Genomic DNA, 24,499 nt, shown 5'->3' with positions numbered 1-24,499 from the left:
AATGCGTGTATGAAAACGACAGGAGGGGAGTCAGTGAATCCGATCCCGCTGGGAGTACTTGTTGTGGATGATGAAACTAGACAGCGTCGAGGTCTGGCTGCCATGGTCAGGGATCTACGTCCCGAATACGAGGTATGGGAAGCCAAGAACGGGAAAGATGCTCTGACCATTTCGTTATCCAAACCGATCCAAATCGTTTTTACAGATATTCAAATGCCGATCATGAATGGACTTGAATATCTTCAACAATTGAGAACATTCGGTCAGCATGAGACCAAAGTTATTTTAGTGACAGTCTACCAGGAATTTAGCTATGCACAGCAGGCGGTAAGGTATGGGGCGAATGATTATTTGGTGAAACCGGTGCAATCACAGCAACTTATTGAAGTGATTCAACATATGGAGAAGATCATTGTAGAGGAACAGGAAACACTGAGTGGGAATCAAACAGCGTTGAATAAGATTGAGCAGAGTATGCCTGCATTTGTGGAGCATTTGTTTAGCAGATGTGTGACAGACAAATTACAGCCTAACGAGAAAAGCCTATTAAAGAGTCACTTTGGATGGCATGGGGTAGGAGAAGTGCTCGCGTTGGGAGCATCGGCAGCGCACCCGGAGGATATACATATGTGGTATTCTCAGCTCCGTAATACGGTTGTTGAAATATTGCGGCCTTGGGCGTCTTCTGTCGTGTTTCCACTTGAAACCCATAAAGACCATGTGGTTGCAGTGGTGAATTGGAAGGATAGGGCTGAAGGCAAGGAGGCCAAAAGAACACTTCAAGCTGGGCTGAAAAAGTTGGAGCAACAGCAAGCGATTTCAATCTGGTTTGCTTGGGGTCAGCCTTTTAATTTTGATGAAATGCAAATAAGCCGATCTCACGAAAAGGCCGTCGGCCTAATCTCCATGCGCTTTTATACACCTCACATCAGATGTCTGAACCTTGTCATTTCAGATGATGAGCAGCCAGTACAAGAAATGAGCGCATACGAACAAATGGCCTTTTTTAAATTTATTGAAAGCGCTATCTCTAATGGAGAGCCAGATCAGCTATTGGATCGGGTGCAGAATTTCATTGGACAAATGACGCAAGGGTATCCTGCACCTGAAGCGCTTAAAGCAAAATTGGTACACCTTCTGTTGGTTAGTTTACAACGGTTAAATATAGGGTGGAGTGAGGAAGTCTACTCACGTTTCTCGGAACGTTTGAACAAAGCTGTCGAAGAGGCCACCTGTCTTCGGAATCTTGAGGATGGTGTTGCAACATGGTTAAAAGAGCTGATTCTTGAGCTTCATAACGGCTCCAAAGGCGATCCCATTATGAGAAAGTGCAAGGAATTTCTAGATGCACATCTACATGAAGACCTTAGTCTGGAGATCGTGGCCCGGCGCTTCCACTATAATGCGTCCTATTTTAGCATTCTGTTCAAAAATCATTTTGGGCTCTCGTTCACGGAATATATGGTGAAGCTCAGAATGCAAAAGGCTCAGCACTTACTGCTGCATACAGACGCCAAGGTCGCAGAAATTAGCAGACAAGTTGGTTATAAAGATATCAAGTACTTTTTTAAAGTGTTCAAAAAAAACGTATTGCATACACCGGAAGAATTCCGTAGGAAATTCAACTGATTGTTAGGTGAAAGGAAGATACGATGCGCCAAGTTAAATATATGTATCAAAAATTTTTGGACAGTAGCTTTCGTACGAAATTGATGCTGTCCTATTTTTTGTTGTCTGGTTTTATCGTTTTGCTCCTAGGTTTCGTTTACTTTGAAACGAGCGCACGGAATATTACTACAAATGTAACAGATAGCGTTACAAGCGTTCTGCGTAGTAATAACCAGTTGCTGGATAACAAGCTGACAGCTATTCAAAAAACCGTAGATATGATTCCAATCGATCATGACCTTCTTCAAACTATTACGAACGTGGATATTTCGGATTCTTCATCACTGTTACGAGCTGATCGCAGCATTACAAAAATTTTGTACAGATATTTTGGCAATATGGAGGAAGTATACGCTTCCCAAATTATGACGCAAAATTATGCATATGGAAGCACTGATCGGATGTATATTCCTGTTCAGCCGTTCTATTCTTCTCCGTTGGCAACAACGGCGGTGGAAGCAGAGGGGGCTACCCAATGGATTCCCGCTTATTCGTATGCCGATACATTCCATCAGCAGGATTTAAAACGAGGCTCTTATGAGTTTAGTTCTTTATTTGCTGTGGTAAAGCAGCTCCATTTGACTGCACTAGATGATGCAGGAACCTTCCATACGCTTCCGGAGGGAAAGGAAAAACCTATACTTATATTGAATTTTCGTCCTGACTTGTTAAAAGGGGGTTTTGAAGATTACGCAGCCGGTAGCGGATTTGCACATCTATCCTATGGCATGATTCATGATAAAAACGGGATGGTCATGAGTTCAGATAGACAGCAACAAGTAGGGGAACCCGTGGCGGATTGGCTTAAGGATGCCATTACTTCGGAACAAGGGATGAAAATGGTAAACGTTAAAGGTCAAAGCATACTACTGGTTTACGAAGCCATGAAGACGACGGGCTGGGTATCTTATATAGCCATACCTATGGAAGATGTATTGGGACATCTGTCAACGATTCGCACCTACACGGTGTTTTTTTTAGGTTTTATGATGCTCGTTGCTGTTATTCTTGCTTATTTACTGTCTGTTTATATCAGTAAGCCTATCACGGATATGAAACAGGCGATGAAAGTAATGGAGAAGGGACATTTTGATATTCGAATTCCTGTACGTGGCTATGATGAATTGGGAGATCTGGTGATTCGATTTAATCAAATGAATGAAAAAATTAAAGATTTAATCGAGGAAAATTACAAGTCACGTCTACGAGCCAAAGAGTCGGAGTTAATGGCACTTAATTTACAGCTCAACCCCCATTTTTTGTATAACACCTTAACGACCATGTATTGGATCGCGTTAGAACATCAACAGCAGGAGCTGGGCCAATTGATCATTAGTCTGGCGGAAATGCTACAAATTACTACTCGAAACAAAAACGATACATGGAGCTTGGAAACCGATCTGAATTGGCTGGAAAAATACATTTATATTATGCAGAATCGCTTTGAGGACAAGTTCACGGTGGAATATGATATTGATCCCATTTTGCTTCAGATGGAAGTTCCCAAACTTTTCTTGCAGCCTTTTGTGGAGAATTCAATTATTCACGGCTTCGCGGAAATGGAATCAGGAGGTCTGATTAGAATCACAGCCTGGATTGAGAAGCAATTGGTGTGTTTTAAAGTGGAGGATAACGGATTAGGAATTCAAGAAGATCATATACGCCTAATTCAAGCTGGAGAAATCAGATCAACGGGCATTAAAAATGTAGACAGAAGAGTACGGCTATTATATGGAATGGAATATGGAGTTACGCTCCACTCGCCAGCAGGTAAAGGGACATTCGTCCAGATTCGCATCGGAGAAATTCATAGATCTAATCAAATGACACCAATCCAATGAGAGTACGACTTTTAAAAATGTAAGCGTTTGCTAAAATAAGTTTAGTGACGAAGCAACAAACGAAAAGATAAAAAAATAACCGGTTTGGGGGCGTTACTCATGTTAAAACGAAAATTATGGATCGTCTGCATGTGCTTGATCGTTGGGCTTATGTCAGCCTGTAGTTCAAATGAGAGCAGCAGCAAACCAGTTGATTTGCAGGGTCACGAGCAAGTGACACTGACCTATGCCAGTTGGGGTAGCACCAATGAAAAGAAGGTTCAGCAGGAAATCGCTAAAAAATTTACAGAGAAATATCCGTGGATCAAAATCAACTATATGCATATCCCCGGAGATTACGTTACCAAATTAACGACGATGTTTGCTGCCAATCAGGCACCTGATGTATTTCCCATTTATAAAGCACAGGCTCTGCAATGGGCTGAACAAGGCAAACTATATAATTTAAATGAATTTTTGAAGGAGGATAAGGAGCTAACGAAGGAAAGTCTTATTCCTAATTCAGTCATCTATTGGGATAAGGACAAAGTGGCAGGGGTCAAGGTAACTGAGGAAGCTTTCGCCCTCTATTACAATAAAGATTTGTTTGATGAGGCTGGTGTTGCTTTGCCACCAGTAAAGGCTGAAGAGGCTTGGACATGGGAGCAGTTTTTAGAGACAGCACAAAAGCTCACCATTGATAAAGCGGGGAATAATGCGCTCAGTCCCAATTTCGATGCAAGTAACATTAAACAGTATGGAGTTCGGTTTGATACATGGATGTGGCATTTGCTTGTGCCTTCCAATAACGCAAGTGTCATTTCAGACAAAGGGGACTCCCTTAATCTTGAGAGCCCTGATGTGATTGAAGCTGTTCAGAAAATGGCTGATCTGATCAACGTTTATCATGTGGCACCGTCGCCGACGCAGTCCAAAAATATACCTTCTCCGGCCGTAGCACTGCAAAGTAAACGTGTAGCGATGGATCTGGATGGACAGTGGGTTCAATTGGATCTTGGAGAATCGAAGGTGAATTTTGGTGTAGGCGTGTTACCTAAACTGAAGAGCAGCAAAACGATCCTGTTTGGCGAACCGGAAGTGATTTCTGCCAAAACCAAACATCCTAAAGAAGCATGGATGTTTTATAAATTCTTGCTGGATGCTGAAAGCGGACTTGACATGCATTCCAGCGGATTGTGGATGCCTGTCATGAAAAAGTGGTACACCGAACCAGACTTGATTAGCAAATGGGCCGATGTCAAACCAGGTCATGCCGATGGTTACCGTGATGCTGTCATGAACCAAACGTTGTATAACGGTGTTAATTCTTACGACTATTATCTGAAAAACTCGGAAAAAATCAATGCCATCATTAACCCGGCGCTGGATCAGGTATGGCTAGGCAAGAAAACGGTGGAGCAAGCATTTAGGGAGGTTTCCGCAAAGGCCAACGCGGAATTTAAGGGGACGTATCCAAAAGAATAGGGTGAGTGTTTTGACAGAAAGAGAGGGATAGAATGCAATCATTATCTTCTATTCGTAAGAAGGAAAATGGGTTGGGGTGGCTTTTTGCCGCCCCTGCTATTCTCGGCTTTGTCATTTTTGTTCTGGGACCGATGATCGCTAGTCTCTGGTTCAGTCTTACCGATTACAAGGTTGCTTCACAAGCCCATTTTATCGGTCTGGATAATTACGTCCACTTATTTGACGGTACGGATCAATTTTTTTATAAATCACTCGGGGTTACGTTTTATTATGTGTTTCTAAGTGTGCCCCTGCAAATTATTGTAGCTTTCTTTTTAGCGATATTACTTAATCAAAAGGTAAAAGGTCTGGCTTTTTTCAGGACTGTTTTTTATCTCCCTACCATTGTGCCACTCATAGCATCGTCTATGATCTGGATGTGGCTGTTTGATCCGGATCTTGGCTTGCTAAATGTGGTGCTGCGTGCGCTGCATTTGCCCGAAAGTCAATGGATCTATAGCGAAGGGTCGGTAGTTCCTACGCTGGTTTTAATGAGTTTGTGGACCGTTGGAGGAACCATGATTATTTTTCTGGCAGGCTTGCAAGATATACCTAGACATTATTATGAAGCCATTGAAATTGACGGTGGAAATGCTCTTCATAAGCTTATGTATATTACAATTCCATTGACATCGCCCACTATTTTTTTTAATACGATTATGGGCTTCATCGGTGGGTTTCAAGTGTTTGTTCAGCCTTACGTCATGACTCAGGGCGGACCCAATAACTCCAGCTTGTTTTATACCTTTTATTTGTTCCGCGAGGCATTTACCTTTTCGAATATGGGGTATGCCTGTGCTATTGCTTGGGTGCTCTTTATTGTCGTTTTGGTATTCACTGCCTTTCTGTTCAAGACAGCCCGAAAATGGGTGTATTACGAAGGCGGGGGGGCATGAAGATGAAAAAACACGGTTGGAGTGGGAGCAGGGTGTTACTCTACACAGTTCTTATAGTGGGCTCCCTGTTTTGTATGTTTCCTTTTTACTGGCTAGTGCGAAGCTCCATGATGGATTTAAGTCAGATTTTTTTGATCCCGCCGAAATGGATTCCAGAGCCTTTTGTACTCGAGAATTTTTTACAGCCGTTTGAAGAGTTATCGTTTGGACGCTATTTTGTGAATACATTTATCGTCGTTGCGGGTACTTTGGCGGGTGTACTTCTGTCGAGTACCATTTCTGCCTATAGCTTTGCGCGAATGAGATGGAAGGGAAGAGATAAGGTATTTGCTCTATTATTAAGCAGCATGATGCTTCCGTTTGCAGTCACACTGATTCCGTCATTTATTGGTTGGCAGGCATTAGGTATGGTTAATTCGTACGTTCCATTGGTATTACCTTCGTTTTTTGGTGGAGGCGTTTTTAATATTTTTTTGCTAAGACAATTTTACATGACTCTACCACGAGAACTGGATGAAGCTGTATTTGTGGATGGAGGCAATCATTTTACGATTTTTACCCGTATTATTTTGCCTTTGTCGAGGTCGGCGATTTTGGTCATTGGATTGTTTACGTTTTTGAACACATGGAATGATTTTATGGGGCCGCTGGTTTACCTTAATGATGAGAGCAAATTTACGTTGGCGATTGGGCTACAGCAGTTTCAGGGAATATATTCGGCTCAATGGGGCGTTTTGATGGCCGCATCTTTAATTGTAGTCTTGCCTGCTATTATTCTGTTTGCCATAGGACAGAAGTATTTTATGGAAGGGATTGCCTTGACGGGGATTAAAGGATGAGGACAACTGCCAGGTACGCATTTTGCTTTTTTTGGAATCTAATAATAAAATGGAAGTAACTTTCGAAAAGGAGATGACGTGAATTGGCAGAGCAAGTGCGTCTTGGTAAAACAGATTTATATGTAAAACCAATCGGTTTGGGTGCAAATAAAGTGGGAGGACATAATCTCTTTTCCGATTTGAATGATGAAACGGGCAAAGAAGTCGTTCGCATAGCTTTGGATAACGGCATCAATTTTCTGGATACGGCTTTTATTTATGGACCTGAGCACTCGGAACGGTTGATTGGTGAGGTATTGAAAGAGCGTGGTCAGCGTGATAAAGCTGTTATTGCCACGAAGGGTGCACACAAATTCGTAAACGGAGAGGTCGTTTTTGACAACTCGCCTGCTTTTTTGCGTGAATCCGTCGAATCCAGTCTGAAAAGATTGCAGACCGATTATATTGATCTGTTTTATATCCATTTCCCGGACGAAACTACACCGAAGGCAGAAGCAGTCGGAGAACTGAAGAAGCTCAAGGACGAAGGCAAAATCAAGGCCATTGGTATATCTAACTTCTCCATTGAACAACTTAAGGATGCGAATAGTGACGGTTATGTAGATGTGCTTCAATCCCAATATAATTTGTTTCAACGGGAAGCTGAGAAGGATCTGCTGCCTTATACCAAGGAAAATGGTATTTCGTTTGTACCTTATTTCCCGCTAGCTTCGGGATTGCTGGGGGGTAAGTATACGAAAGACATGACCTTTTCGGACATCAGAGCGAAAAATCCATTGTTTCAGGGCGATGCATTTGCTCGTAATTTGGACAAAGTGGAGCAGGTACGGAAGATTGCCAATGCGTTGAATGCAGAGGTTGCTCATGTTGTACTCGCATGGTATTTGACCCGTGATTCGATTGATGCCCTCATTCCAGGGGCGAAGGGGCCGGAGCAGGTGCTGGCGAATCTGAAGACGCTAAATGTCCAATTGAGTCAGGCTGATATCGAAAAGATTGACCATATTTTCAAATAATGAGTGCATCTTATATTTGCAATTATATATTTGTTCCATCTAGAGAAGCTGCCGGACGGGCGGCTTCTTTTTCGTGTACAACTCGCATATCCTTGTAGGGTAAGTTCAACGCTGCGGGGGGATCGGATGATGAGAAGACCGCAATGGCACAGCGCACCCAACAGAAGGCGACGCGGCAGACGTAGGTTTTTTTTTATTGTGGCACTGGCGCTGCTGGTAGGGATCATACAGGTGGCTGCTTATGTGGAGCAGCATTTGAAGCCGCCCATGATGCACCTGGCCAAAGTGCGGGTTAAACAAATGGCGACGGAGGCTATTAATTCAGCAATTACAGCACAGGTAGAGCAGGGGAAGACAGCTGATAATCTGATCGAATGGAGAACGGATGCACAAGGGAGAACCTCCGGTTTTGTTCTGAATTATGCGGAACATATGAGAATTACGTCAGACACGCTCAAAGCAGTCAAGGCAACGATGGACAGCATGAGCCATTTTGATGAGAGCGTTCCGATTGGTCAGGCATTGGGCAGTCCACTGTTGGCAGCTTATGGACCAACGGTCCCCCTAAAGGTGGAGCCGCATGGAGCAATCAAGGTGGATTTAAATACCCGTCAACAGGATGCGGGCATAAACATGATCTTGGTGGAAGTGTACATTCGGATTACGACGGAAGTGTCCGTGGTTATACCGTTTGAGATGCAACCTCAGATTGTGGAGACGGAAATTCCGGTTTCTTATTTATTAGTGGTAGGCAACGTTCCGATGTACTACTATGACAATCAGGGTAAACCAGTGGGTAAAAATGGTGCAGCCGCTCCGCAGTTGGCGTTGCCTCCCCATTCTATAGAGAGTAGCGGCGCTATAGATCCCAGCACAGTAAGTGTTCCAGAGGCACAGGAAAACCAAAATACCTCTAGCCAGTCCCCAACGCCATAGAGCGGAGGGGAATGACGCGAGCTGCCTAGGAAAAACAAAAGGGCCCCTATGAGGAGGGCCCTTTTGTTTTTCCTGTTTTGAGCGCTTTGCGTTCGGACTGCTCCCACTGTCTTAATAACGGATACGGGTCAAAGGACCAATCTGCCCAACCATTGTCCCGATATATACCATAGTGCAGATGCGGTGGAAACTTGCCTTGGGTACCGGGTTTTCCATAGCCCGAGCTTCCGACCCACCCAACCGTCTGGCCGGGTGTAACGATGTCTCCGTTGTGAACGGTTTTGTCAAAGCCGGAAAGATGCGCATAGTAGTGATAGCGGTTGTTGAGATCTCGGATTCCGATTCGCCATCCGCCGAAGGGATTCCAGCCCTTCATTTCAACTACACCGTAGCAGGTACTGCGAACTGGAACTCCATAGCCAGCAAACAGATCAGTTCCTTCATGTATCCGGTAGCCGCCCCAGCTGCGACGGCTTCCCCATGTGCTACGGTAGCTATAAATGCTGCCTAAAGGAAGGGGGAAAGCTTGACTGACCAGATCCAGCTTGCCATACGTCCGATACAGCTTAGCAAACTGCTGAACTCTTTGAACTGCGCGGCTGTTATGGTAATATTCCCAAACGGCAATACCAAATTCATCCTCGTTGTTTCCATAATTTCCGAGATAAGAAGCGATGCTGAACAGCAAATCCTTGTCATTATTGCGGTCAGCGATTCCATCACCCGAACCGTCTTGTCCCAGCCCGGAAAATAGTTCAATGGAGCGCGGATTTCGATCCTCCGAATCAGGGTTCATCAGGCCGGACCAGACTGGTCCCGTGATGAAAATACCTATGATTCGTTCCGCATGCTTCCGATCCTTGGGATGGGCCACCGTAAGTGTGCGTTCATACTGGTCGATGGCGGCCAGTCTGTACCAAGGAACTCCAGTCAGGGCTTCGATGGAATGATATAAAGCCAGCCTGGACGTATACGACGAAGACTGAGCATGTGAAGCATCTACATTTGCGGTCTGGCTGCTTCTGGCGGACGAGGACTGTAAGTGATTGGCAAAGGCATGAGCAGGAAGCGGACAGGCCGTTGTCAGTGTAGTAGCACATAACAGCAGCGATAACAAACGAACAGCTCGGGCTGTCCGCGTAGGGTAAGGCACGTGAACCGACCTCCTATAGAAGGGCTTAATCGCCCGGTAAATTCTAGGCCCGTATACAATAGCGTGAATAGGGCGCTTTTGTTTAGATTGAGCCATATCCGCCGCTTTTATCCATGTAAAGAGTTTACTTTTTCCGGCATCAATGTCATATCAAAAAGGGAACAATGAATGGAGGTTTTTCCATGGCTTTCATGTTATAATGTATGGCAATGACAGCTTAAGCTTATCAGAAAGAAGGTCTATGCCATTGTCTAGAAAAGTAAAGGAAGCTAAGCCCGACTGGATTCGTATTAAACTTACGACAGGCGATAACTATCAGGAAATCAAGAGCATGATGCGTTCCAAGACATTACATACCGTATGTGAGGAGGCACGATGCCCTAATATATATGAATGCTGGGCCAATAGGACAGCTACATTTATGATTTTGGGTGATATTTGTACGCGTGCGTGTCGTTTTTGCGCAGTAAATACGGGAATGCCTACGGAACTGGACTTGCAGGAGCCTGAACGCGTCGCGGAAGCGGCTGAAAACATGAATTTGAAGCACTGTGTCGTTACCAGTGTGGCTCGCGACGATTTGAAAGATGGGGGCGCTACTATATTTGCAGAAACGGTTCGTGCGATTCGCCGCCGATTACCTCTTTGCAGTGTAGAAGTACTGATTCCCGATTTTATGGGCGATATTGAATCGCTGCGAATCGTCATGGATGCCAAACCAGATATTCTGAATCATAATATTGAAACGGTGGAGCGTATGTCCGACAAGGTTCGGGCTAAAGCGAAATACCGTCGCTCTCTGGAGCTGCTTCAACATGCGAAGCAATTAAATCCGGCTATTCCAACGAAATCAAGCATCATGCTAGGTGTCGGAGAAGAGTGGGACGAGATCTTACAAGCCATGGATGATCTGCGTAAAGTCGATTGTGACATTCTGACAATTGGTCAATATTTGCAGCCGTCCGAGAAACATTTATATGTGCAAAAATATTATCCACCGGAAGATTTTGCGAAGTTAAAGGAAGAGGGATTACAGCGGGGATTCAGCCACGTTGAATCTGGACCGTTGGTCCGCAGCTCCTACCAAGCGCATGAGCAGGTGAAGTCAGCCGCTCAGCATAAGGAAGAAGGCGCCCTTTCGCAGGCTTGATCCGGGAAAGGCGGTCAGAATAGCTTGTTTCAAATCGGTGGTAAAAACTATGAATTGTTGCAGGATCACAAGAACGGGTGGAATCCCGAAGCGTTTCGTGATCGGTATAGTGAAGTGCTGGATCGCTATGATTACATTATTGGTGATTGGGGTTACAATCAGCTACGTCTGAAGGGCTTTTATCGAGATGGCCATCCCAAAGCAAATAAGGATACATCTATAGTGGTACTGGACGATTACATTAATGAATACTGCAATTTTGGCTGTGCCTATTTTGTGTTGCAAAAAAGCCGTGAAGTGGTCAATAAAAACGGCGTCAATGATGAAATCATTGCTCCAGATATTCAGCAGTTGGTAGATGCTCAAAGGGAACAAGCGGGAACGTTAGAACCCGAAGAGCAGCAAGAAGTATTGCAACATACAGCTGGAGAACAGGAGTGGCCGCAACCACAGCAGGATTCCTCAGCTACAGAAGAATCGCGAGTGGAGCAGCCTCGAGAATCCCGAGAACCACGTGAATTGCAACGTCGGGAACCGAAGGATGCCCAAGAAGTACGTGAACGACAGCCGCGTGAAGCTCGCGAAAGTCGTCCATCCAGAGAAAGACGTGAAGCAAAAGATGGACGGAATCCGGGTGAAGGGCAGCAAACCCGTGAACCACGTAGACAGCGCAATCAGCAGGGAAGTTTCGATAAAAAAGAATCGCGTGGATCACGCTATGAGCGTCAATCAAAGGAAAATCGGGAGGGACGGCAAGTTCGTGTCTCTCGTGAACCTGAGGGCCAGCGTCAGACCCAGCCAGCTGCTAAAGCCGAAAGAGCTGAGGGAAGTAAAAAGAATAAAACATTTACAGCTCCACAACAAAACGGTTCCTGAATTTTCAGGAACCGTTTTGTTTGTAAAAAAAGAGTCAGAGTCGGCTCTTTTATAGGTTCTAATTAAGAAAAGCGTTGCGTACTCGATCCCAAAATGGGAAAGGACGGTAACGAGCGAAGCTGATCTTCTGACTTGCGACCTGACATCGAACAGAGATTAAGTCATCGACAGGAAAGTTCAGGTGATCTACTGTCAATAAAAGACGCTGATCTTTCCGTGAAAAAATATCACAATGATGGTGTTTGGGCAGTAGCAATGGCGATCCTAGTGTCCGATACACGCGGTTATTAATGGAAGCGATCTCAGTCAATTGCAACGCTTCAATGGTGGGGTGAACCATAGCTCCGCCAAGTGCTTTATTATAGGCGGTCGTTCCTGAGGGGGTAGAAACACATATACCGTCACCGCGAAACATTTCAAAGGTAATATCGTTAATATCTACTTGGGCAACGACAGTGCCATCCACCCCTTTTAACGTAAACTCATTCAAGGCAATAAAAGAAGCATTGCCTGACTTCTTGTGAATTTCCAACTCAATCAGTGGATACTTAACGATTCTCGGGTTAAGCGGTCCCTCAGATCCGCTTTGACTCATCAGGTGGATTAGCTCCTCCAGCTCGTCCGCCCGCCAATCAGCATAAAAGCCCAGATGACCGGTATGTACACCAACAAAGGCAATATCCGGAATGCGGTCGATGAAGGTATGAAACGCATGAAGCATCGTACCATCGCCTCCAATAGACACGACGATTTCCGGCGATTCGGCATCCAGCTTGAAATTCTTTTCTTGGGCAAGACGGTGAAATTGCTGACTCAAGTCCATGGAGTGCTGATCCCCGCGATCCAGAACATAATATCTCAAGATGAAAAGCTCCTTTGTCATGGGTATATATCGATCATAATCAATTATGAGCAAGAACACAATCGTTCATTGCCTGTGTGTTCTTCTCAAACGTACGTATAAGCGACTTGTACCCACACTCAACCATGAGAGACTAAGCATTCCTGTCAGTATAAAGGAAAAAAATAGCAGACTTTGCAACAGCATGGCGGACGAGAAGCCAGGAGACCATACGATGTCGTATATTGGAGAAAAGACGGGAGAGCTTCCCTGTCCCATCAGAGGCCGCCATAACACGAGAGCTAGCAGTGCTGAGATGATGCCATGTGCAGCCCGGGCCAACAAAAATGGCATATAGCGGAGATTTGTCATATTTAAAATACTTGCAACCTGCGCATGAACCGACAAGCCGCCCCAGGAGAGAACAAAAGCGGCTGCGGATACCTTGAATGGTAACGCTGCTGCCGTGGCTTCCCCTGCGGCTTGCGCTCCTAAAGTGACTTCGAAAATACCACCCACGATGGACTCCGTTAACGTAGGAGGAAGACCACATGCAGTCAATAGGCTTGCCGTAAGCAGATGAAGCCCGCTCATTAAACCGGAGTTCGTCAAAGCTTCTAAAATGACGCAGAAGAATACAACTAGCCCTCCTACGACAATAATAAGGCGTAGGGAGGAAGTAATCGCCTGACGAAGTAACTCACCCAATGGGCGACCATCTTCCAAACGAGCTGTATGCATGGCATATAATGCTTGGCGTAGGGGGCCAGGCTGCCTATTGCGACCTGCTGCTTTTGTATTCGTGGACTTCGACCAGGCTTTTTGAGTAGGTTGAGGGCGGTCGCTGCGAGTATCTGTTTCCCCTGAACGGGAACCGTGGAAGCGCATAAGCAGCCCGATGATGAGCACGCCACCATAATGGGCCACGCCCAGTACGAGTGCAATTTCTGGTTGATGGAAGAAGCCAACGGAAACCGCACCGATCAAAAATATCGGATCAGAGGAAGTGGTAAACGCGACCAAACGCTCTCCTTCAATGCGTGTGATCCATTTTTGCTCCCACAGCTTGGCTGTTAGTTTAGCTCCAATCGGGTAACCGGATGCGCAGCTGACCGCAGCGACAAAACCCCCACAGCCAGGTACACGGAATAGGGGCTGCATCAGCGGATCCAACAGCGCACCTATGAAATGAACAATGCCGAAACCGAGGAGAAGCTCGGAAATAACGAAAAACGGGAATAAAGACGGAAACAGCACGTCCCACCAGATGGCAAGCCCCCGAAGCCCCGCATTCAGAGAAGACTGCGGGTATACAGCCATAAGCATAAATAGGAAAAGCAGTGTAAGGATGAGCAGAGGAAGCGAGTAACGACGGTATAGCGACATAGAGGCCCCTCCTTTGGAGTTGTACTAATATAACTATGTCGGGGATGGACAAAGAGTACAAAAAAAACAAAGAAAACGATTACATCTAATACTGTATTTTTGTAAATAGTATGTTAAAATAGGAAAACAACGATCCATAACCTTAAGGATGGAGTGATCAGGATGAGTATCGTTGCCGGTCTGTTCGTATGTGCTTTTGTGTATGTTATTCGTGCCTCTCTCGTCCATCCCGGTGAAGAGGATTGGCGGAGTTATTAGTTGTGTTTATAGAATGACGAAGCTGTGTGCAACGAAGCACACCCTCTTCATATGTTAAATTGATAAAATGACGCTTATTTTTAGCGTCATTTTTTGTTTTTTGTTATAATACGGGTGTAGATTTATTACCATAGCACAGAAAGTTGGAGAAAAGTGAATCCTAGCCTGAGCATTTATGACAACCTTGGGGGTGCGGAAGGTGTTCGTGCTATTATTGAGGCCTTCTACCCGAGAGTTTATAAAGATCCGTTGTTAAGTCCCCTGTTTCCTAAAGACATGGAACCAGTTAAGGAAAAGCAGTATATGTTCCTGAGCCAGTTTTTTGGAGGACCGTCTCTTTTTTCTGATGCATATGGTCATCCGATGTTACGTGCCAGACATATGAAGTTTCCCGTAACGGAGGAGCGAGCAGAGGCATGGTTGTCTTGTATGGCAGGTGCGTTAACGGATACGGGCATTGAGGAGCCGCTTCGTTCAATCATACTTAACCGTTTGTCTGGTCCTGCGCATCATTTTGTAAATACCCCGTAAGCTTTCGGGGATTGCCGAATTTTGGAGAGGGTTGTAAAAACATTGGAACTTGAACCGTTATATCAAATCAAAATCGCTTGCCCCCATTGCGAAGAAGAATTTCAGACATCCCGTGTCAGACCAAGCCTAAAGAAGGCCATTCGTACGGATTCAGATTTTTGTGCTTATTATAAGAATGAAAATCCGGATTTTTATGTCGTAAGGGTCTGTCCTCATTGTGGATTTACCTCGACAGAGCACTCTACCGTTCAGTTAAGCGATCAGCAAACCAAGATATTTAAGGATAAAATCGGTAATCGCTGGCAGTCTCGCGAATATGGCGGGCATCGTAGCTGGGAAGAGGCATTAGAAACGTATAAACTGGGTTTGCTCTGTGCCCAGGTCATCGGAGAAAAGGAACGCGTAGTAGCCAGTCTATTACAGCATATCGCATGGATGTACAGATACCAGGGAAATGAGGAGCAGGAGCTTCGCTTTCTCAAATTTAGTCTGGATTCATATGTTCGGGTCTATGAGCTGGAGGGTGTCGGGGCGAATAATGCCAAACTGCTTTATCTGATTGGTGAACTGCATCGACGTACAGACAACTTTCACGAAGCGGTACGTTGGTTTTCGCGTGTCATTAATGACAAAAAGATTATGGATGCAGCCATGATCCGGGCTTCCCGTGAACAGTGGTCTGTACTGCGAGAACAAATGTTGGCTAAAAATTTCCAACTGCCGGAGGAAATGCAGGACGCTAGCTCCTCTTGAAGAAATAAAGGTGTGCACTATGGCCGATTTAGGCTCATGGTTCACACCTTGTTTGTAAAACGGGTTATCTTATCTTACAACTGCCTCATGAATTAATGATGACGCAATGTGGTATCTGACAGCAAATAATCGTCATCACAATCCACCAAAGTAACCTTGTTATGGCAGCATGGAAACACAAGCAACTTTTTCATACCTTCGTGTATGAGCTTAAGTTCTTTTGGCTTCAGGGGCAGCAAAACATTATCATGGTCGCAAAATGGACAAGACTGTACATAAACGTCTCCCATGACGATGTCATAAGGCCAGGTTTTATGAAAAGGGATCATGATTTGTTCGATTCTCCGCCGTTCGGGTCAGCGGTTTCTTCTTTAGCCAGTTCGGCCAGCTTTTGCATCAAAATGTGCTGGGGTGTATGCATAAGGTGTTCCAGCGGAATGCCGAGCTTTTCGGATAATTTCACAGCCGTTTCCGGCGAAATTTGTAAGGGTCTCATCCTGTTTTCCTCCCAATTGTAGTGATTTACTATCACGATGTAGCTTTATTGTATATGAAACCAGATGAATTCGCCAAAAAAGAAAGGTGGAACTATTATGAAAACACCGTTAAAGCAAACATGGGATCTGGAATCTATTTTTAGCGGAGGATCTTCTTCTGCCTCATTTCATGCATTTTTGGAAGAAATGGAGAGCAAGGTCCAACAGCTGCAATCCCAGCTTAAAGCAGCCAAAGTACCACAAACGGTATTGGATACCGAGCGTCTGGATAGTGTACTGAATAGCTTACAGGAGCTGTTTAATGGTGCGTCGCAGGCGGGTTCCTTTGTCTCTTGTCTAACTGCTCAAAACCAGCACGACAAGCTGGCTGTTCAATTGGGGGCGCGTGTCAACACGCTGTATGCCCAAGGGAAAAGTGCTTTAGTATCTTTCCAGAACTTGCTGGCACAAACCAGTGAAGACATTTGGCAGAAATGGATGGAGCGCGAAGCTATCCAGCCGATTTCTTTTGTCCTGACTGAATATCGGAACGAAGCACGTGAAAAAATGGCTCCTGAGCTGGAAAGCCTTGCATTGGACCTCGCAGTGGATGGCTACCATGGCTGGGGTGACTTTTATGATACCATTGTCAAAAATATGACGATCCCCGTGCCGGAAAATGGCGAGATCGTAAACCTGTCTGTAGGTCAGGCTGCTAATAAGCTGGATGAAGCAGATCGCAGCGTACGTAAAGACGTGTTTGCACGCTGGGAAGAGGCATGGACTCAGGTAGAGGACTATTGCGCGGATACATTGAATCATTTGGCAGGCTTTCGTCTGAAGCTATATGAAAAACGAGGCTGGACAGATGTGCTTAAGGAACCGTTGGAAATCAGCCGTATGTCTGCACAAACGCTAGATACGATGTGGCAGGTTATTAATGAAACAAAGCCTATTGTAGTCCAATACTTGGAGCGGAAAGCAAAGCTGCTGGGCTTAGAGAAGCTTTCCTGGCATGACGTTGAAGCTCCGCTGGGGACGTCAACTACTAAAATCCCTTACGACGATGCTGCTGTAACGATTGTTGAGCAATTTGGTAAATTTAGCTCAAGAATGGCTGACTTTGCCCAAATGGCTTTTGAGAAAAGCTGGATCGAAGCAGAGGATCGTCCAGGCAAACGTCCGGGCGGTTTCTGTACATCTCTGCGTCTGAGCAAAGAGACCCGTATTTTTATGACCTATGCCGGATCACCATCCAACGTTTCGACACTGGCCCATGAGCTCGGACACGGTTATCATCAGCATGTGATGAATGAATTGCACCCATTGAATCAAAACTATGCCATGAACGTAGCTGAGACGGCATCAACGCTGGCAGAACTAATTGTATCAGATGCTTTGCTGGAAGCTGCCGAGGGTCAGGAGAAAGTCGCTTTGCTGGAGGATAAAATTCAGCGTGGTGTAGCCTTCTTTATGAACATTCATGCTCGTTTCCTGTTTGAAACCCGTTTTTACGAGCTGCGGAAAAAAGGAGTTGTAGGAGCGCAACAATTAAGCGAGTTGATGGAACAAGCGCAGCGTGAAGCGTTTAGTGGTATCCTGGATGAGGCTCATCCTCATTTTTGGGCATCCAAGCTACATTTCTATATTACGAACACTCCTTTCTACAACTTCCCGTACACATTCGGGTATATGTTCAGTGCAGGAATTTACGCTTTTGCGAAGGAAAATCCTGACGGCTTCGCCGACCAATATGATGCCTTGCTGCGTGATACGGGGCGCATGACAGTCGAAGAATTGGCTTCCAAGCACTTAGGTACCGATTTAACACAGGCTGACTTCTGGCGTAATGCCGCGCAAGTTACTGTTCAGGATATTGAGCAATTTTTACAAATGACAAAGTAACGGATTTACACTTTTGAAAGGTCTCCTATAAGGGAGGCCTTTTTTGTGATTTTTGCAGAAGATGATGAACAAAGTCGCAAAATGTCGAAGTCTAATTAACATTACCTGTTGGCGGAATTTAAAATGATGGATATACTTAGAAAATAGTTATAAATACCCAATTATGTTGGTTTTGATTGTAAGGTTAAAAATCTTCGCATATAATTGAGCCGTAAGACCTATTAATTATTTCTTGATAAGGTATATAGGAGGGTTTTTGTAATGGACGAAGTAGGTCAATTGTCGTTAGCAAGGCAGATGGATATCGTTTTAAAAGAACTGGATAATGAACTCGCAGGTTTGTCGTCAGGTATCGTATTTGTACAAATACGTAACAATGTAGTTGGGAAATTTGGGATTCGTCATAATCCGCTTGCAGGTAAAGGGGGCACATTTGCAGCAGTAGAACCGGGGTTATCAGCAAAGCATCGGGAGGATTTTCGGCGTATGGCTCTAGAAACGCTAAATCATAAGCGTAGCTGGACTCATGGTGAGATTGCTTTCGATTTTGCCATTAGACAAGGAACGATTTTGGTAGATGCAACACTGGAGTCCAACTACAACATGGCGAATCTCATGATCCGCTACAACAAGCCTACATACCGAGCGGCTAATTCCGAATAATTCAATTAAAAAAAGTAAAGAAAAGGCGGCCTTCCTAAGGGAAGACCGCCTTTGTTATATACCCGTTATAACACATTTTGGTAAATTACGATGAACGGAATGCTCATGTGGAATAATGACGCTTATTGACCTGAACGACCTGATAATTGCTGTTCGGCCAGCTGTACCAAGCGTTTAGTGATATAGCCTCCCAGAGAACCAGCTTCACGGGATGGCATGTCACCGTAGTAACCATCTGCCGGAATGGTGATGCCCAGCTCTTGTGCAGCTTCATATTTCAATTGTTGCAATGCGTTGTTGGCTTGAGGAACAACTAGGTTGTTACTGCGACGGCTTCTGCCTTGATTAGCTTCATTCATGTGTAGTCACCTCCTTCGGCTGTGATGAGGTTAGTATGCGACAGAGTTATGAAAATATGCGCCGAAGGAAGAAAAGTGACTAGAGGAAAATTACGGATATATGATATGAATCTGAGTTTTGAGATCGATGGATTGCTGAGGCTCCAAACGGATCAGTCCGGCTTCCCCGGCAGGATCAGGTGAATTGGGCGCATCAGGCAGACAGGTATAAGGCTCAATGCAAAGATACTGGTCGCATTCACCTTTGGTATATAAAACCCAATACTTATAGTATAGCTCATCTGCTGTGTAGCGGATTTGATAACCGTCGTCACGAGTCAAAAGGGCTTCAGCAGGGCCTTCCGTTGCCCGCAGCAGAGTGTCTAGATTTGTTCCTTTCAGAGAAAGTCCCGAAGAGAGCTGTTCCAAGTCATCTAACGAAGAAATGATACCTGTAGGTAGCTGTTCAGCATCCTGCTCATATACGCCGTTCACAGGTAGCTTTAGGCGCCAGCGCTCAGGTTCTCCGTCCACCATAAACCAAGTGTGATATCCCAAGCCAAATGGGGCTGCTTTTTCACCCAAATTCGTTACGCGCAGCGTTTGACTTAATACAGCTCCCTGCAAGCGATACGTCATCTCCAGACGTAAAGGAATGGGGAATTGTTCCATCCAGTGCGGATCACTTTCTGTTAAAAGCTCGGTAGTAACACTGCAACCTTCTTCATCCTCTTCAATATCACTGCAGCGCCAGGACTGATTACGATGCAGACCGTGTATATGATTGTCATTGGCTGTATTTCGGTCGAACTGATATGGAACACCGTCAAACTCAAATTGTCCCTTGCGAATTCGGCCTGGAGGAATCAAAATGGGCAAGCCAAAATGATAAGGCTTTTGTAAATAGAAAGCCAATTCTTCCTCACCGGGCCGACGTACGATATCCCGGTTGAGCTTCAGATCACGCACTGAAATAATATTATTCCCGAGGCGAGGGATCATCGTAACTTCCAGTTCACCACTATGTAAAACATACGTGTCGTAACCGTTCCAGTGTTCTTTGGTCACTTGTTTCATATCCATGCTCCTTTGTCCACTATAATCGGTTGAAGCTTCGTGTCATTATGATAACAGATTTTTGGTCGTAGGGCACAATCGTCATTTGACAATAACATTATGCGGAATTATCATTAATGTAGTTTAGAAAGTAATGACATGGATAAACGCGATGATGAGGACAAGTAAGCTTTCGCATAAGCTCTTCAGAAAGCCGGTGGTGGATGGGAACCGGTGAGCCTGCACTGCTGAATGGACCTTGGAGTGCCCCACAGAACAGGAATTTACTGTCCTAAGTATGACGGCCGATTGCTCCCCGTTAACGGAGCTTTAAGATTGCAGGCAGCCACGGAGCGTAGCTCCGACAAGTAATAGGCTGACGCAATGAATAAGGGTGGTACCACGGTCTCGCGTCCCTTGAGGATGCGGGGCCTTTTTGCGTTCTAATTTTGAAATTCTGAGGAGGAAGAATATGAAAACTGTACTTTCAGGTATTCAGCCTAGCGGACAACTTACTTTGGGCAATTACATTGGTGCCATGAAAAACTTTGTCAAATTGCAAGAGGATCATCAATGTTACTTTATGGTCGTAGACCTTCATGCAATTACCGTACCGCAGGAACCGGCTCAATTACGTGAGCAGTCGGAGGCGGTAGCAGCATTATTTATCGCAGCAGGTATTAACCCGGAGAAATCCAATGTCTTTTTACAATCCCATGTTCCTCAGCACGCTGAGTTGGGATGGTTGATGACAACACTGACGAATATGGGCGAGTTGGAACGGATGACTCAGTTTAAGGACAAAGCAGCAGGCAAGGACTCTGTAGGAGCAGGGCTGTTCGTATATCCATCGTTGATGGCAGCTGACATTTTGCTCTACAACGCGGATCTCGTCCCGGTAGGCGACGATCAGAAGCAGCATCTGGAGCTGACACGCGATTTGGCGGGTCGCTTTAATCACCGTTATGGAGATTATTTTACTGTTCCTGAACCGTATATCCCTGAAGTAGGGGCGAGAATTATGTCCCTGGATGATGTATCCAAAAAAATGAGCAAGAGCAATCCGAATGCAGGCAGCTTTATTGCGCTACTAGACGAACCGAAAGTCATACGCAAGAAAATCAGCCGCGCTACTACTGATTCCGGCAGTGAGGTTAGATATGATCCGGCCAATAAACCGGAAATTAGTAATCTGATGGGCATCTACAGCCAGTGTTCCGGTTTGTCACTCCAAGAAGTGCAGGATCGCTATGAAGGTCAAATGTACGGAACATTTAAAAAAGAACTGGCAGAGACCGTTGTAGCTATGCTTGAACCGATTCAGCAACGCTATCGCGACATCCGGGAATCCGGTGAGATTGGACGTATTTTAGCCCAATCCGCAGAGCGTGCACAAGAAGCGGCTGAAGTCACGCTGTCTGCGGTCAAAGAGCGCATGGGCTTTCTGCCACGTGTACGCTAAAGCATATTGAGACGAAACGGATTAGGCCTTTTAAAGGATTGGATTAGGAGCGGCGTTGTCGAGCTTTGACCACGAAACCCCAGCCGATATTGCCGACAGATAATAGCCCCAGTAGAATGGCAAGCCATGCGGAATAACTAATGGATATTGCGGCCGCGGTCAGCAGGACAATGGATGAAGCGGCGAACCATAGGGATAAACCTTTGCTCATTGGTAAAAACCTCCAGTGTTCGAATGTTGAATTTCAGGAATAAGTAGTTGTAAGCGAGCCATAATAATCTTGCAAGCTTGCAATGAACCTCACTCACAAAGAACTGAAAGGAGATTCAAATATGAGCAGACGTCGTTCAAACAACCTGCAAGTACCGCAGGCCAACGCCGCTTTACAACAATTAAAATATGAGGCAGCTCAAGAACTTGGCATCACGATCCCTCAGGACGGTTACTTCGGTAATGTCGTTTCCCGCGAAACAGGTTCTCTTGGGGGATATATCACGAAAAAGCTGGTCCAACAAGCAGAACAATCCTTGTCGGGCAGCAGCCGTTTGCAGTAATACACATAAACACTCCATCTTGGAAGCTGTATTATGAGCAACTGTGATGAAGAAAATCCGGAGCGATCATGCTCCGGATTTTTTTACGCATGGCTTATCACCATTGTGAATCACGCAAGTCCGCTTCGTCAAGAGGGCGCTTTCATGAGAAGTGATTTATTACGCGTATGGCCAAAAAAACAGCAAGCTCCAGATGAAGGGAGACTTGCTGTCTGTTGTTCATACGGCTTGTTGTTAGCTTGTAGGCAGGTTTTAATTCGTATGCAGGGAAAGGCGTTTTTGCATCTTTTCGTCACTGAGCCATCCAATATAGCTGTTGATCAGTCCGAACTGCTTATCCATCGCGACCACAGCCACGAATGGATATTGTCTCCGGTGTCGATACCTGACGTCTCCCCATCGCACAATGTAGCCCCATTCCAGTTCCTCCACCTCGGCAACGGCAAAGGAGGAAAAATAGCGAAATGCCTGCACATCGCGATAGGATTTGGATGCTTCTACGGCAGGATGTGTGGATGGAATCGCATGTTTAGTCCAAAATAAGTGTTTGCCATTTAAACCGCCAATGTCATAACTTCCATTCTGATGAGCTTTTACCACATGCCACCGGTTCCATGATACGGTGGGAATGATATAATAGATGTCGCCCTCCTGACGCTCATTGTCCATATCACGTACCGCTTTTCTGGTTATAAAATGACTCCAGGTTCGCCAAATGTAATATAGGCCAATAATAACGTACAGCGTAATAAATAAGGGAGCGGGTGGAATCAATCCGGTGACCCACAGCATAATCGCAGCAACATGGGTGCCAAAAATAAAGGGATCGAAAATATGGATGATATTCCAAGATATCCACTTGTTTGTAAACGGGCGGAATGCCTGTGTTCCGTACGTATTAAATAAATCTGTGAATACATGCAGGCAGACAGCAATCGTTACCCATAATGCTACATGACCTGGGGGCACATCTCTGAAGATCAGGCAAATCAGTCCTGTTATGGACAAGATCCATATCAACCAGAAGGGAATTGAATGCGACAGTCCACGGTGATTGCGAATGTAGGCTGCATTGTTTTTCAACCGAAGCAAAGTGTCAAAATCCGGAGCTTGTGACCCTACGACTGTAGCGAGCAGTACGACTGCGGCCAACTTTGGATCTCCGGCGACGACAGGATCAGTGTAGGCCAGCCCGGCCAATCCGATTCCCATGACAAAGTGTGTGGCTGTATCCATATCTGTCGCTCCTTTTGTATTGTTTCCTGTACTTATTACTACCCAAATTTACTGTAAACGATCAACAGGGGCGATTTGCCATCGGAATTGTGAACGTTTTGTGCGTTTTCTGTCAAACTTTTTGGGGTAGGTATATGATAAAATTTATATCGGAGTTCAACTTACTCCCGAATTCATACATCTCTAAGGGGGAGTTACTCACAATGGATAATATAAGTTATAAGACTTCTTCGGATGCGGCTACCTATTCTGTAAAATCTAAACCACCCGGCAAAGCGGGCACTTGGAAAGATTTTATTACAGTTACCAAGCCAGGCATCCTTCGTACCAATCTGGTTGCAGCCTTTGGTGGTTTTTGGTTAGCATCGCAATGGGACGTTGATTATATAAAGCTAATTCTTACACTTTTAGGTACAATGCTGGTTATGGCGTCTTCTTGTGTTTTTAACAACTATTTTGACCGTGAGCTGGATTTGAAAATGGAACGTACACGTAATCGCTCACTGCCAACAGGGCGTCTGACCCCTACAACGGTGTTGTCATACGCTATTATTTTGGGTGTTGTCGGGTTAGCTGTTCTATTCTTCTTCTCTGGTGTAAAGGCAGGATTACTGGGATTACTTGGTATGTTCGTCTACGTCGGTATTTATACACTTTGGTTAAAACGTTCGTCTACATGGAGCACATCCATCGGCGGTATTTCTGGTGCAATGCCTCCTGTGATTGGTTATGTGGCCGCTTCAGGTCGTATTGATATGGGCGCTTGGCTCTTATTCGCTCTCCTGTTCTTATGGCAGCCGCCTCACTTTTGGGCACTTGCTATTCGCAGAGTCGAGGAATATCGCGCAGCAGGATTTCCGTTGTTGCCAGTCGTAAAAGGTATCCATCGGACCAAGATCCAGATGATTCCTTATATTGTATTGCTGATTCCGGTACCCATCCTTATGTATGCTTATGGATATGCCGGTATGATTTTTATGATCGTGTCCGTGTTACTGTCCGTGCTGTGGGCATTCTACGCCTTTAAAGGTTTTACGATTAAGGAAGAAGAAACGGATTCTTGGGCAAAAAAAGTATTTTTCTTTTCCATTAACCATCTGACACTCAGCTTCTTGCTGATGATCGTCGATACGGTTCATAAGTTCTAATGCCATTTTAGAGG

25 protein-coding genes and 1 other annotated feature are annotated in these 24,499 nt (G+C 45.1%); of the genes, 16 read left to right on the top strand and 9 right to left on the bottom strand.

Going from position 1 to position 24,499, the window contains the following annotated elements; translation table 11 throughout:
* Positions 1-33 precede the first annotated feature (33 nt).
* From NLX74_RS15785 to yunB, 7 genes are all read left to right on the top strand, one after another.
* On the top strand, positions 34-1,629 hold the full coding sequence (locus NLX74_RS15785; protein ID WP_254329262.1) for a response regulator transcription factor: 1,596 nt from the start codon (positions 34-36) through the stop codon (positions 1,627-1,629).
* Between the two features lie 23 nt (positions 1,630-1,652).
* Positions 1,653-3,509 carry a histidine kinase gene (locus NLX74_RS15780; RefSeq protein WP_254329261.1) on the top strand — a complete coding sequence of 619 codons (1,857 nt, stop codon included), beginning with the start codon at positions 1,653-1,655 and terminating at the stop codon, positions 3,507-3,509.
* Positions 3,510-3,608: 99 nt separating this feature from the next.
* The gene (locus tag NLX74_RS15775) at positions 3,609-4,973 is read left to right on the top strand and encodes an ABC transporter substrate-binding protein (protein WP_254329260.1); all 1,365 of its coding nucleotides are present in this window, start codon (positions 3,609-3,611) and stop codon (positions 4,971-4,973) included.
* 32 nt (positions 4,974-5,005) lie between these two features.
* The gene (locus NLX74_RS15770) at positions 5,006-5,908 is read left to right on the top strand and encodes a carbohydrate ABC transporter permease (protein WP_069290350.1); all 903 of its coding nucleotides are present in this window, start codon (positions 5,006-5,008) and stop codon (positions 5,906-5,908) included.
* A gap of 2 nt (positions 5,909-5,910) precedes the next feature.
* Positions 5,911-6,747, top strand: coding sequence for a carbohydrate ABC transporter permease (locus tag NLX74_RS15765; protein WP_254329259.1), 837 nt, complete (start codon positions 5,911-5,913; stop codon positions 6,745-6,747).
* A gap of 83 nt (positions 6,748-6,830) precedes the next feature.
* A complete protein-coding gene (locus NLX74_RS15760) occupies positions 6,831-7,763 on the top strand; it encodes an aldo/keto reductase (RefSeq protein ID WP_254329258.1) in 933 nt (310 codons plus the stop codon).
* A gap of 129 nt (positions 7,764-7,892) precedes the next feature.
* Complete coding sequence (yunB, locus tag NLX74_RS15755; RefSeq protein WP_483311655.1) at positions 7,893-8,699, top strand: sporulation protein YunB; 807 nt, start codon at positions 7,893-7,895, stop codon at positions 8,697-8,699.
* Positions 8,700-8,745: 46 nt separating this feature from the next.
* On the opposite strand, the gene NLX74_RS15750 is transcribed toward yunB, so the two are convergent.
* Complete coding sequence (locus NLX74_RS15750) at positions 8,746-9,852, bottom strand: M23 family metallopeptidase (protein WP_254329256.1); 1,107 nt, start codon at positions 9,850-9,852, stop codon at positions 8,746-8,748.
* 247 nt (positions 9,853-10,099) lie between these two features.
* On the opposite strand from NLX74_RS15750, the gene lipA reads away from it, so the two are divergent.
* On the top strand, positions 10,100-11,002 hold the full coding sequence (gene lipA, locus NLX74_RS15745) for a lipoyl synthase (protein ID WP_069290345.1): 903 nt from the start codon (positions 10,100-10,102) through the stop codon (positions 11,000-11,002).
* A 24-nt stretch (positions 11,003-11,026) separates the two neighbouring features.
* Positions 11,027-11,878 carry a YutD-like domain-containing protein gene (locus NLX74_RS15740; protein ID WP_254329255.1) on the top strand — a complete coding sequence of 284 codons (852 nt, stop codon included), beginning with the start codon at positions 11,027-11,029 and terminating at the stop codon, positions 11,876-11,878.
* Positions 11,879-11,936: 58 nt separating this feature from the next.
* Here NLX74_RS15740 and NLX74_RS15735 read toward each other — a convergent pair whose 3' ends face one another.
* On the bottom strand, positions 11,937-12,740 hold the full coding sequence (locus NLX74_RS15735; protein ID WP_013372943.1) for an NAD kinase: 804 nt from the start codon (positions 12,738-12,740) through the stop codon (positions 11,937-11,939).
* Positions 12,741-12,806: 66 nt separating this feature from the next.
* Positions 12,807-14,105 (bottom strand): sporulation integral membrane protein YlbJ, encoded by a 1,299-nt coding sequence (gene ylbJ, locus NLX74_RS15730; RefSeq protein WP_254329254.1) that lies wholly within the window; start codon positions 14,103-14,105, stop codon positions 12,807-12,809.
* A 411-nt stretch (positions 14,106-14,516) separates the two neighbouring features.
* Here ylbJ and NLX74_RS15725 point away from each other — a divergent pair, with 411 nt between their 5' ends.
* Together NLX74_RS15725 and NLX74_RS15720 are read left to right on the top strand one after the other, a co-directional pair.
* Positions 14,517-14,894: a globin domain-containing protein gene (locus NLX74_RS15725; RefSeq protein ID WP_023990208.1), complete on the top strand. Its 378-nt coding sequence runs from the start codon at positions 14,517-14,519 to the stop codon at positions 14,892-14,894.
* A 21-nt stretch (positions 14,895-14,915) separates the two neighbouring features.
* Positions 14,916-15,647, top strand: coding sequence for a DUF2225 domain-containing protein (locus NLX74_RS15720; RefSeq protein WP_254329253.1), 732 nt, complete (start codon positions 14,916-14,918; stop codon positions 15,645-15,647).
* A gap of 92 nt (positions 15,648-15,739) precedes the next feature.
* Here the strand turns inward: NLX74_RS15720 and NLX74_RS15715 are convergent, their stop codons facing one another.
* Positions 15,740-15,976 (bottom strand): hypothetical protein, encoded by a 237-nt coding sequence (locus tag NLX74_RS15715; protein ID WP_023990206.1) that lies wholly within the window; start codon positions 15,974-15,976, stop codon positions 15,740-15,742.
* Positions 15,973-16,143, bottom strand: coding sequence for a YycC family protein (locus tag NLX74_RS15710; RefSeq protein WP_013311864.1), 171 nt, complete (start codon positions 16,141-16,143; stop codon positions 15,973-15,975). The genes NLX74_RS15715 and NLX74_RS15710 overlap by 4 nt, the downstream gene beginning before the upstream one ends.
* A gap of 97 nt (positions 16,144-16,240) precedes the next feature.
* Here NLX74_RS15710 and NLX74_RS15705 point away from each other — a divergent pair, with 97 nt between their 5' ends.
* Entirely contained in the window at positions 16,241-18,028 is a 1,788-nt protein-coding gene (locus NLX74_RS15705) for a M3 family oligoendopeptidase (protein WP_254329252.1), read from the top strand.
* A 261-nt stretch (positions 18,029-18,289) separates the two neighbouring features.
* Entirely contained in the window at positions 18,290-18,691 is a 402-nt protein-coding gene (locus NLX74_RS15700) for a hypothetical protein (RefSeq protein ID WP_013311862.1), read from the top strand.
* A gap of 122 nt (positions 18,692-18,813) precedes the next feature.
* Here the strand turns inward: NLX74_RS15700 and NLX74_RS15695 are convergent, their stop codons facing one another.
* A complete protein-coding gene (locus NLX74_RS15695; RefSeq protein WP_013311861.1) occupies positions 18,814-19,050 on the bottom strand; it encodes an alpha/beta-type small acid-soluble spore protein in 237 nt (78 codons plus the stop codon).
* 90 nt (positions 19,051-19,140) lie between these two features.
* Positions 19,141-20,106, bottom strand: coding sequence for an aldose 1-epimerase (locus NLX74_RS15690; protein WP_235308410.1), 966 nt, complete (start codon positions 20,104-20,106; stop codon positions 19,141-19,143).
* A 142-nt stretch (positions 20,107-20,248) separates the two neighbouring features.
* Positions 20,249-20,506 (top strand) — a binding site (T-box leader).
* A 51-nt stretch (positions 20,507-20,557) separates the two neighbouring features.
* On the opposite strand from NLX74_RS15690, the gene trpS reads away from it, so the two are divergent.
* Positions 20,558-21,547, top strand: a complete 990-nt coding sequence (trpS, locus tag NLX74_RS15685) for a tryptophan--tRNA ligase (RefSeq protein ID WP_061829859.1) — start codon at positions 20,558-20,560, stop codon at positions 21,545-21,547.
* A 43-nt stretch (positions 21,548-21,590) separates the two neighbouring features.
* On the opposite strand, the gene NLX74_RS15680 is transcribed toward trpS, so the two are convergent.
* The gene (locus NLX74_RS15680; protein WP_254329251.1) at positions 21,591-21,758 is read right to left on the bottom strand and encodes a hypothetical protein; all 168 of its coding nucleotides are present in this window, start codon (positions 21,756-21,758) and stop codon (positions 21,591-21,593) included.
* 121 nt (positions 21,759-21,879) lie between these two features.
* On the opposite strand from NLX74_RS15680, the gene NLX74_RS15675 reads away from it, so the two are divergent.
* Entirely contained in the window at positions 21,880-22,101 is a 222-nt protein-coding gene (locus NLX74_RS15675) for an alpha/beta-type small acid-soluble spore protein (RefSeq protein WP_013311857.1), read from the top strand.
* 252 nt (positions 22,102-22,353) lie between these two features.
* On the opposite strand, the gene NLX74_RS15670 is transcribed toward NLX74_RS15675, so the two are convergent.
* Positions 22,354-23,337: a metal-dependent hydrolase gene (locus tag NLX74_RS15670; RefSeq protein WP_061829858.1), complete on the bottom strand. Its 984-nt coding sequence runs from the start codon at positions 23,335-23,337 to the stop codon at positions 22,354-22,356.
* 203 nt (positions 23,338-23,540) lie between these two features.
* Between NLX74_RS15670 and cyoE the strand changes: the two genes are divergently transcribed.
* Entirely contained in the window at positions 23,541-24,485 is a 945-nt protein-coding gene (gene cyoE, locus NLX74_RS15665) for a heme o synthase (protein WP_013311855.1), read from the top strand.
* The last annotated feature ends 14 nt before the right edge of the window (positions 24,486-24,499 follow it).

It is taken from the genome of Paenibacillus sp. MZ03-122A (assembly GCF_024213325.1).
Classification (GTDB): Bacteria; Bacillota; Bacilli; order Paenibacillales; family Paenibacillaceae; genus Paenibacillus; species Paenibacillus polymyxa_B.
Note: the sequence above shows the minus strand (reverse complement) of the source record. Positions and strands in the feature narration are given on the sequence as shown.

Excerpts from the sequence above, each read along its gene's own strand:
- NLX74_RS15780 (WP_254329261.1), top strand. The coding sequence starts at position 1,653 with ATGCGCCAAGTTAAATATATGTATCAAAAATTTTTGGACAGTAGCTTT.
- NLX74_RS15775 (WP_254329260.1), top strand. The coding sequence starts at position 3,609 with ATGTTAAAACGAAAATTATGGATCGTCTGCATGTGCTTGATCGTTGGG.
- NLX74_RS15770 (WP_069290350.1), top strand. The coding sequence starts at position 5,006 with ATGCAATCATTATCTTCTATTCGTAAGAAGGAAAATGGGTTGGGGTGG.
- NLX74_RS15765 (WP_254329259.1), top strand. The coding sequence starts at position 5,911 with ATGAAAAAACACGGTTGGAGTGGGAGCAGGGTGTTACTCTACACAGTT.
- yunB (WP_483311655.1), top strand. The coding sequence starts at position 7,893 with ATGAGAAGACCGCAATGGCACAGCGCACCCAACAGAAGGCGACGCGGC.
- ylbJ (WP_254329254.1), bottom strand. The coding sequence starts at position 14,105 with ATGTCGCTATACCGTCGTTACTCGCTTCCTCTGCTCATCCTTACACTG.
- NLX74_RS15715 (WP_023990206.1), bottom strand. The coding sequence starts at position 15,976 with ATGATCCCTTTTCATAAAACCTGGCCTTATGACATCGTCATGGGAGAC.
- NLX74_RS15710 (WP_013311864.1), bottom strand. The coding sequence starts at position 16,143 with ATGAGACCCTTACAAATTTCGCCGGAAACGGCTGTGAAATTATCCGAA.
- NLX74_RS15705 (WP_254329252.1), top strand. The coding sequence starts at position 16,241 with ATGAAAACACCGTTAAAGCAAACATGGGATCTGGAATCTATTTTTAGC.
- NLX74_RS15700 (WP_013311862.1), top strand. The coding sequence starts at position 18,290 with ATGGACGAAGTAGGTCAATTGTCGTTAGCAAGGCAGATGGATATCGTT.
- NLX74_RS15695 (WP_013311861.1), bottom strand. The coding sequence starts at position 19,050 with ATGAATGAAGCTAATCAAGGCAGAAGCCGTCGCAGTAACAACCTAGTT.
- NLX74_RS15690 (WP_235308410.1), bottom strand. The coding sequence starts at position 20,106 with ATGAAACAAGTGACCAAAGAACACTGGAACGGTTACGACACGTATGTT.
- trpS (WP_061829859.1), top strand. The coding sequence starts at position 20,558 with ATGAAAACTGTACTTTCAGGTATTCAGCCTAGCGGACAACTTACTTTG.
- NLX74_RS15680 (WP_254329251.1), bottom strand. The coding sequence starts at position 21,758 with ATGAGCAAAGGTTTATCCCTATGGTTCGCCGCTTCATCCATTGTCCTG.
- NLX74_RS15675 (WP_013311857.1), top strand. The coding sequence starts at position 21,880 with ATGAGCAGACGTCGTTCAAACAACCTGCAAGTACCGCAGGCCAACGCC.
- NLX74_RS15670 (WP_061829858.1), bottom strand. The coding sequence starts at position 23,337 with ATGGATACAGCCACACACTTTGTCATGGGAATCGGATTGGCCGGGCTG.
- cyoE (WP_013311855.1), top strand. The coding sequence starts at position 23,541 with ATGGATAATATAAGTTATAAGACTTCTTCGGATGCGGCTACCTATTCT.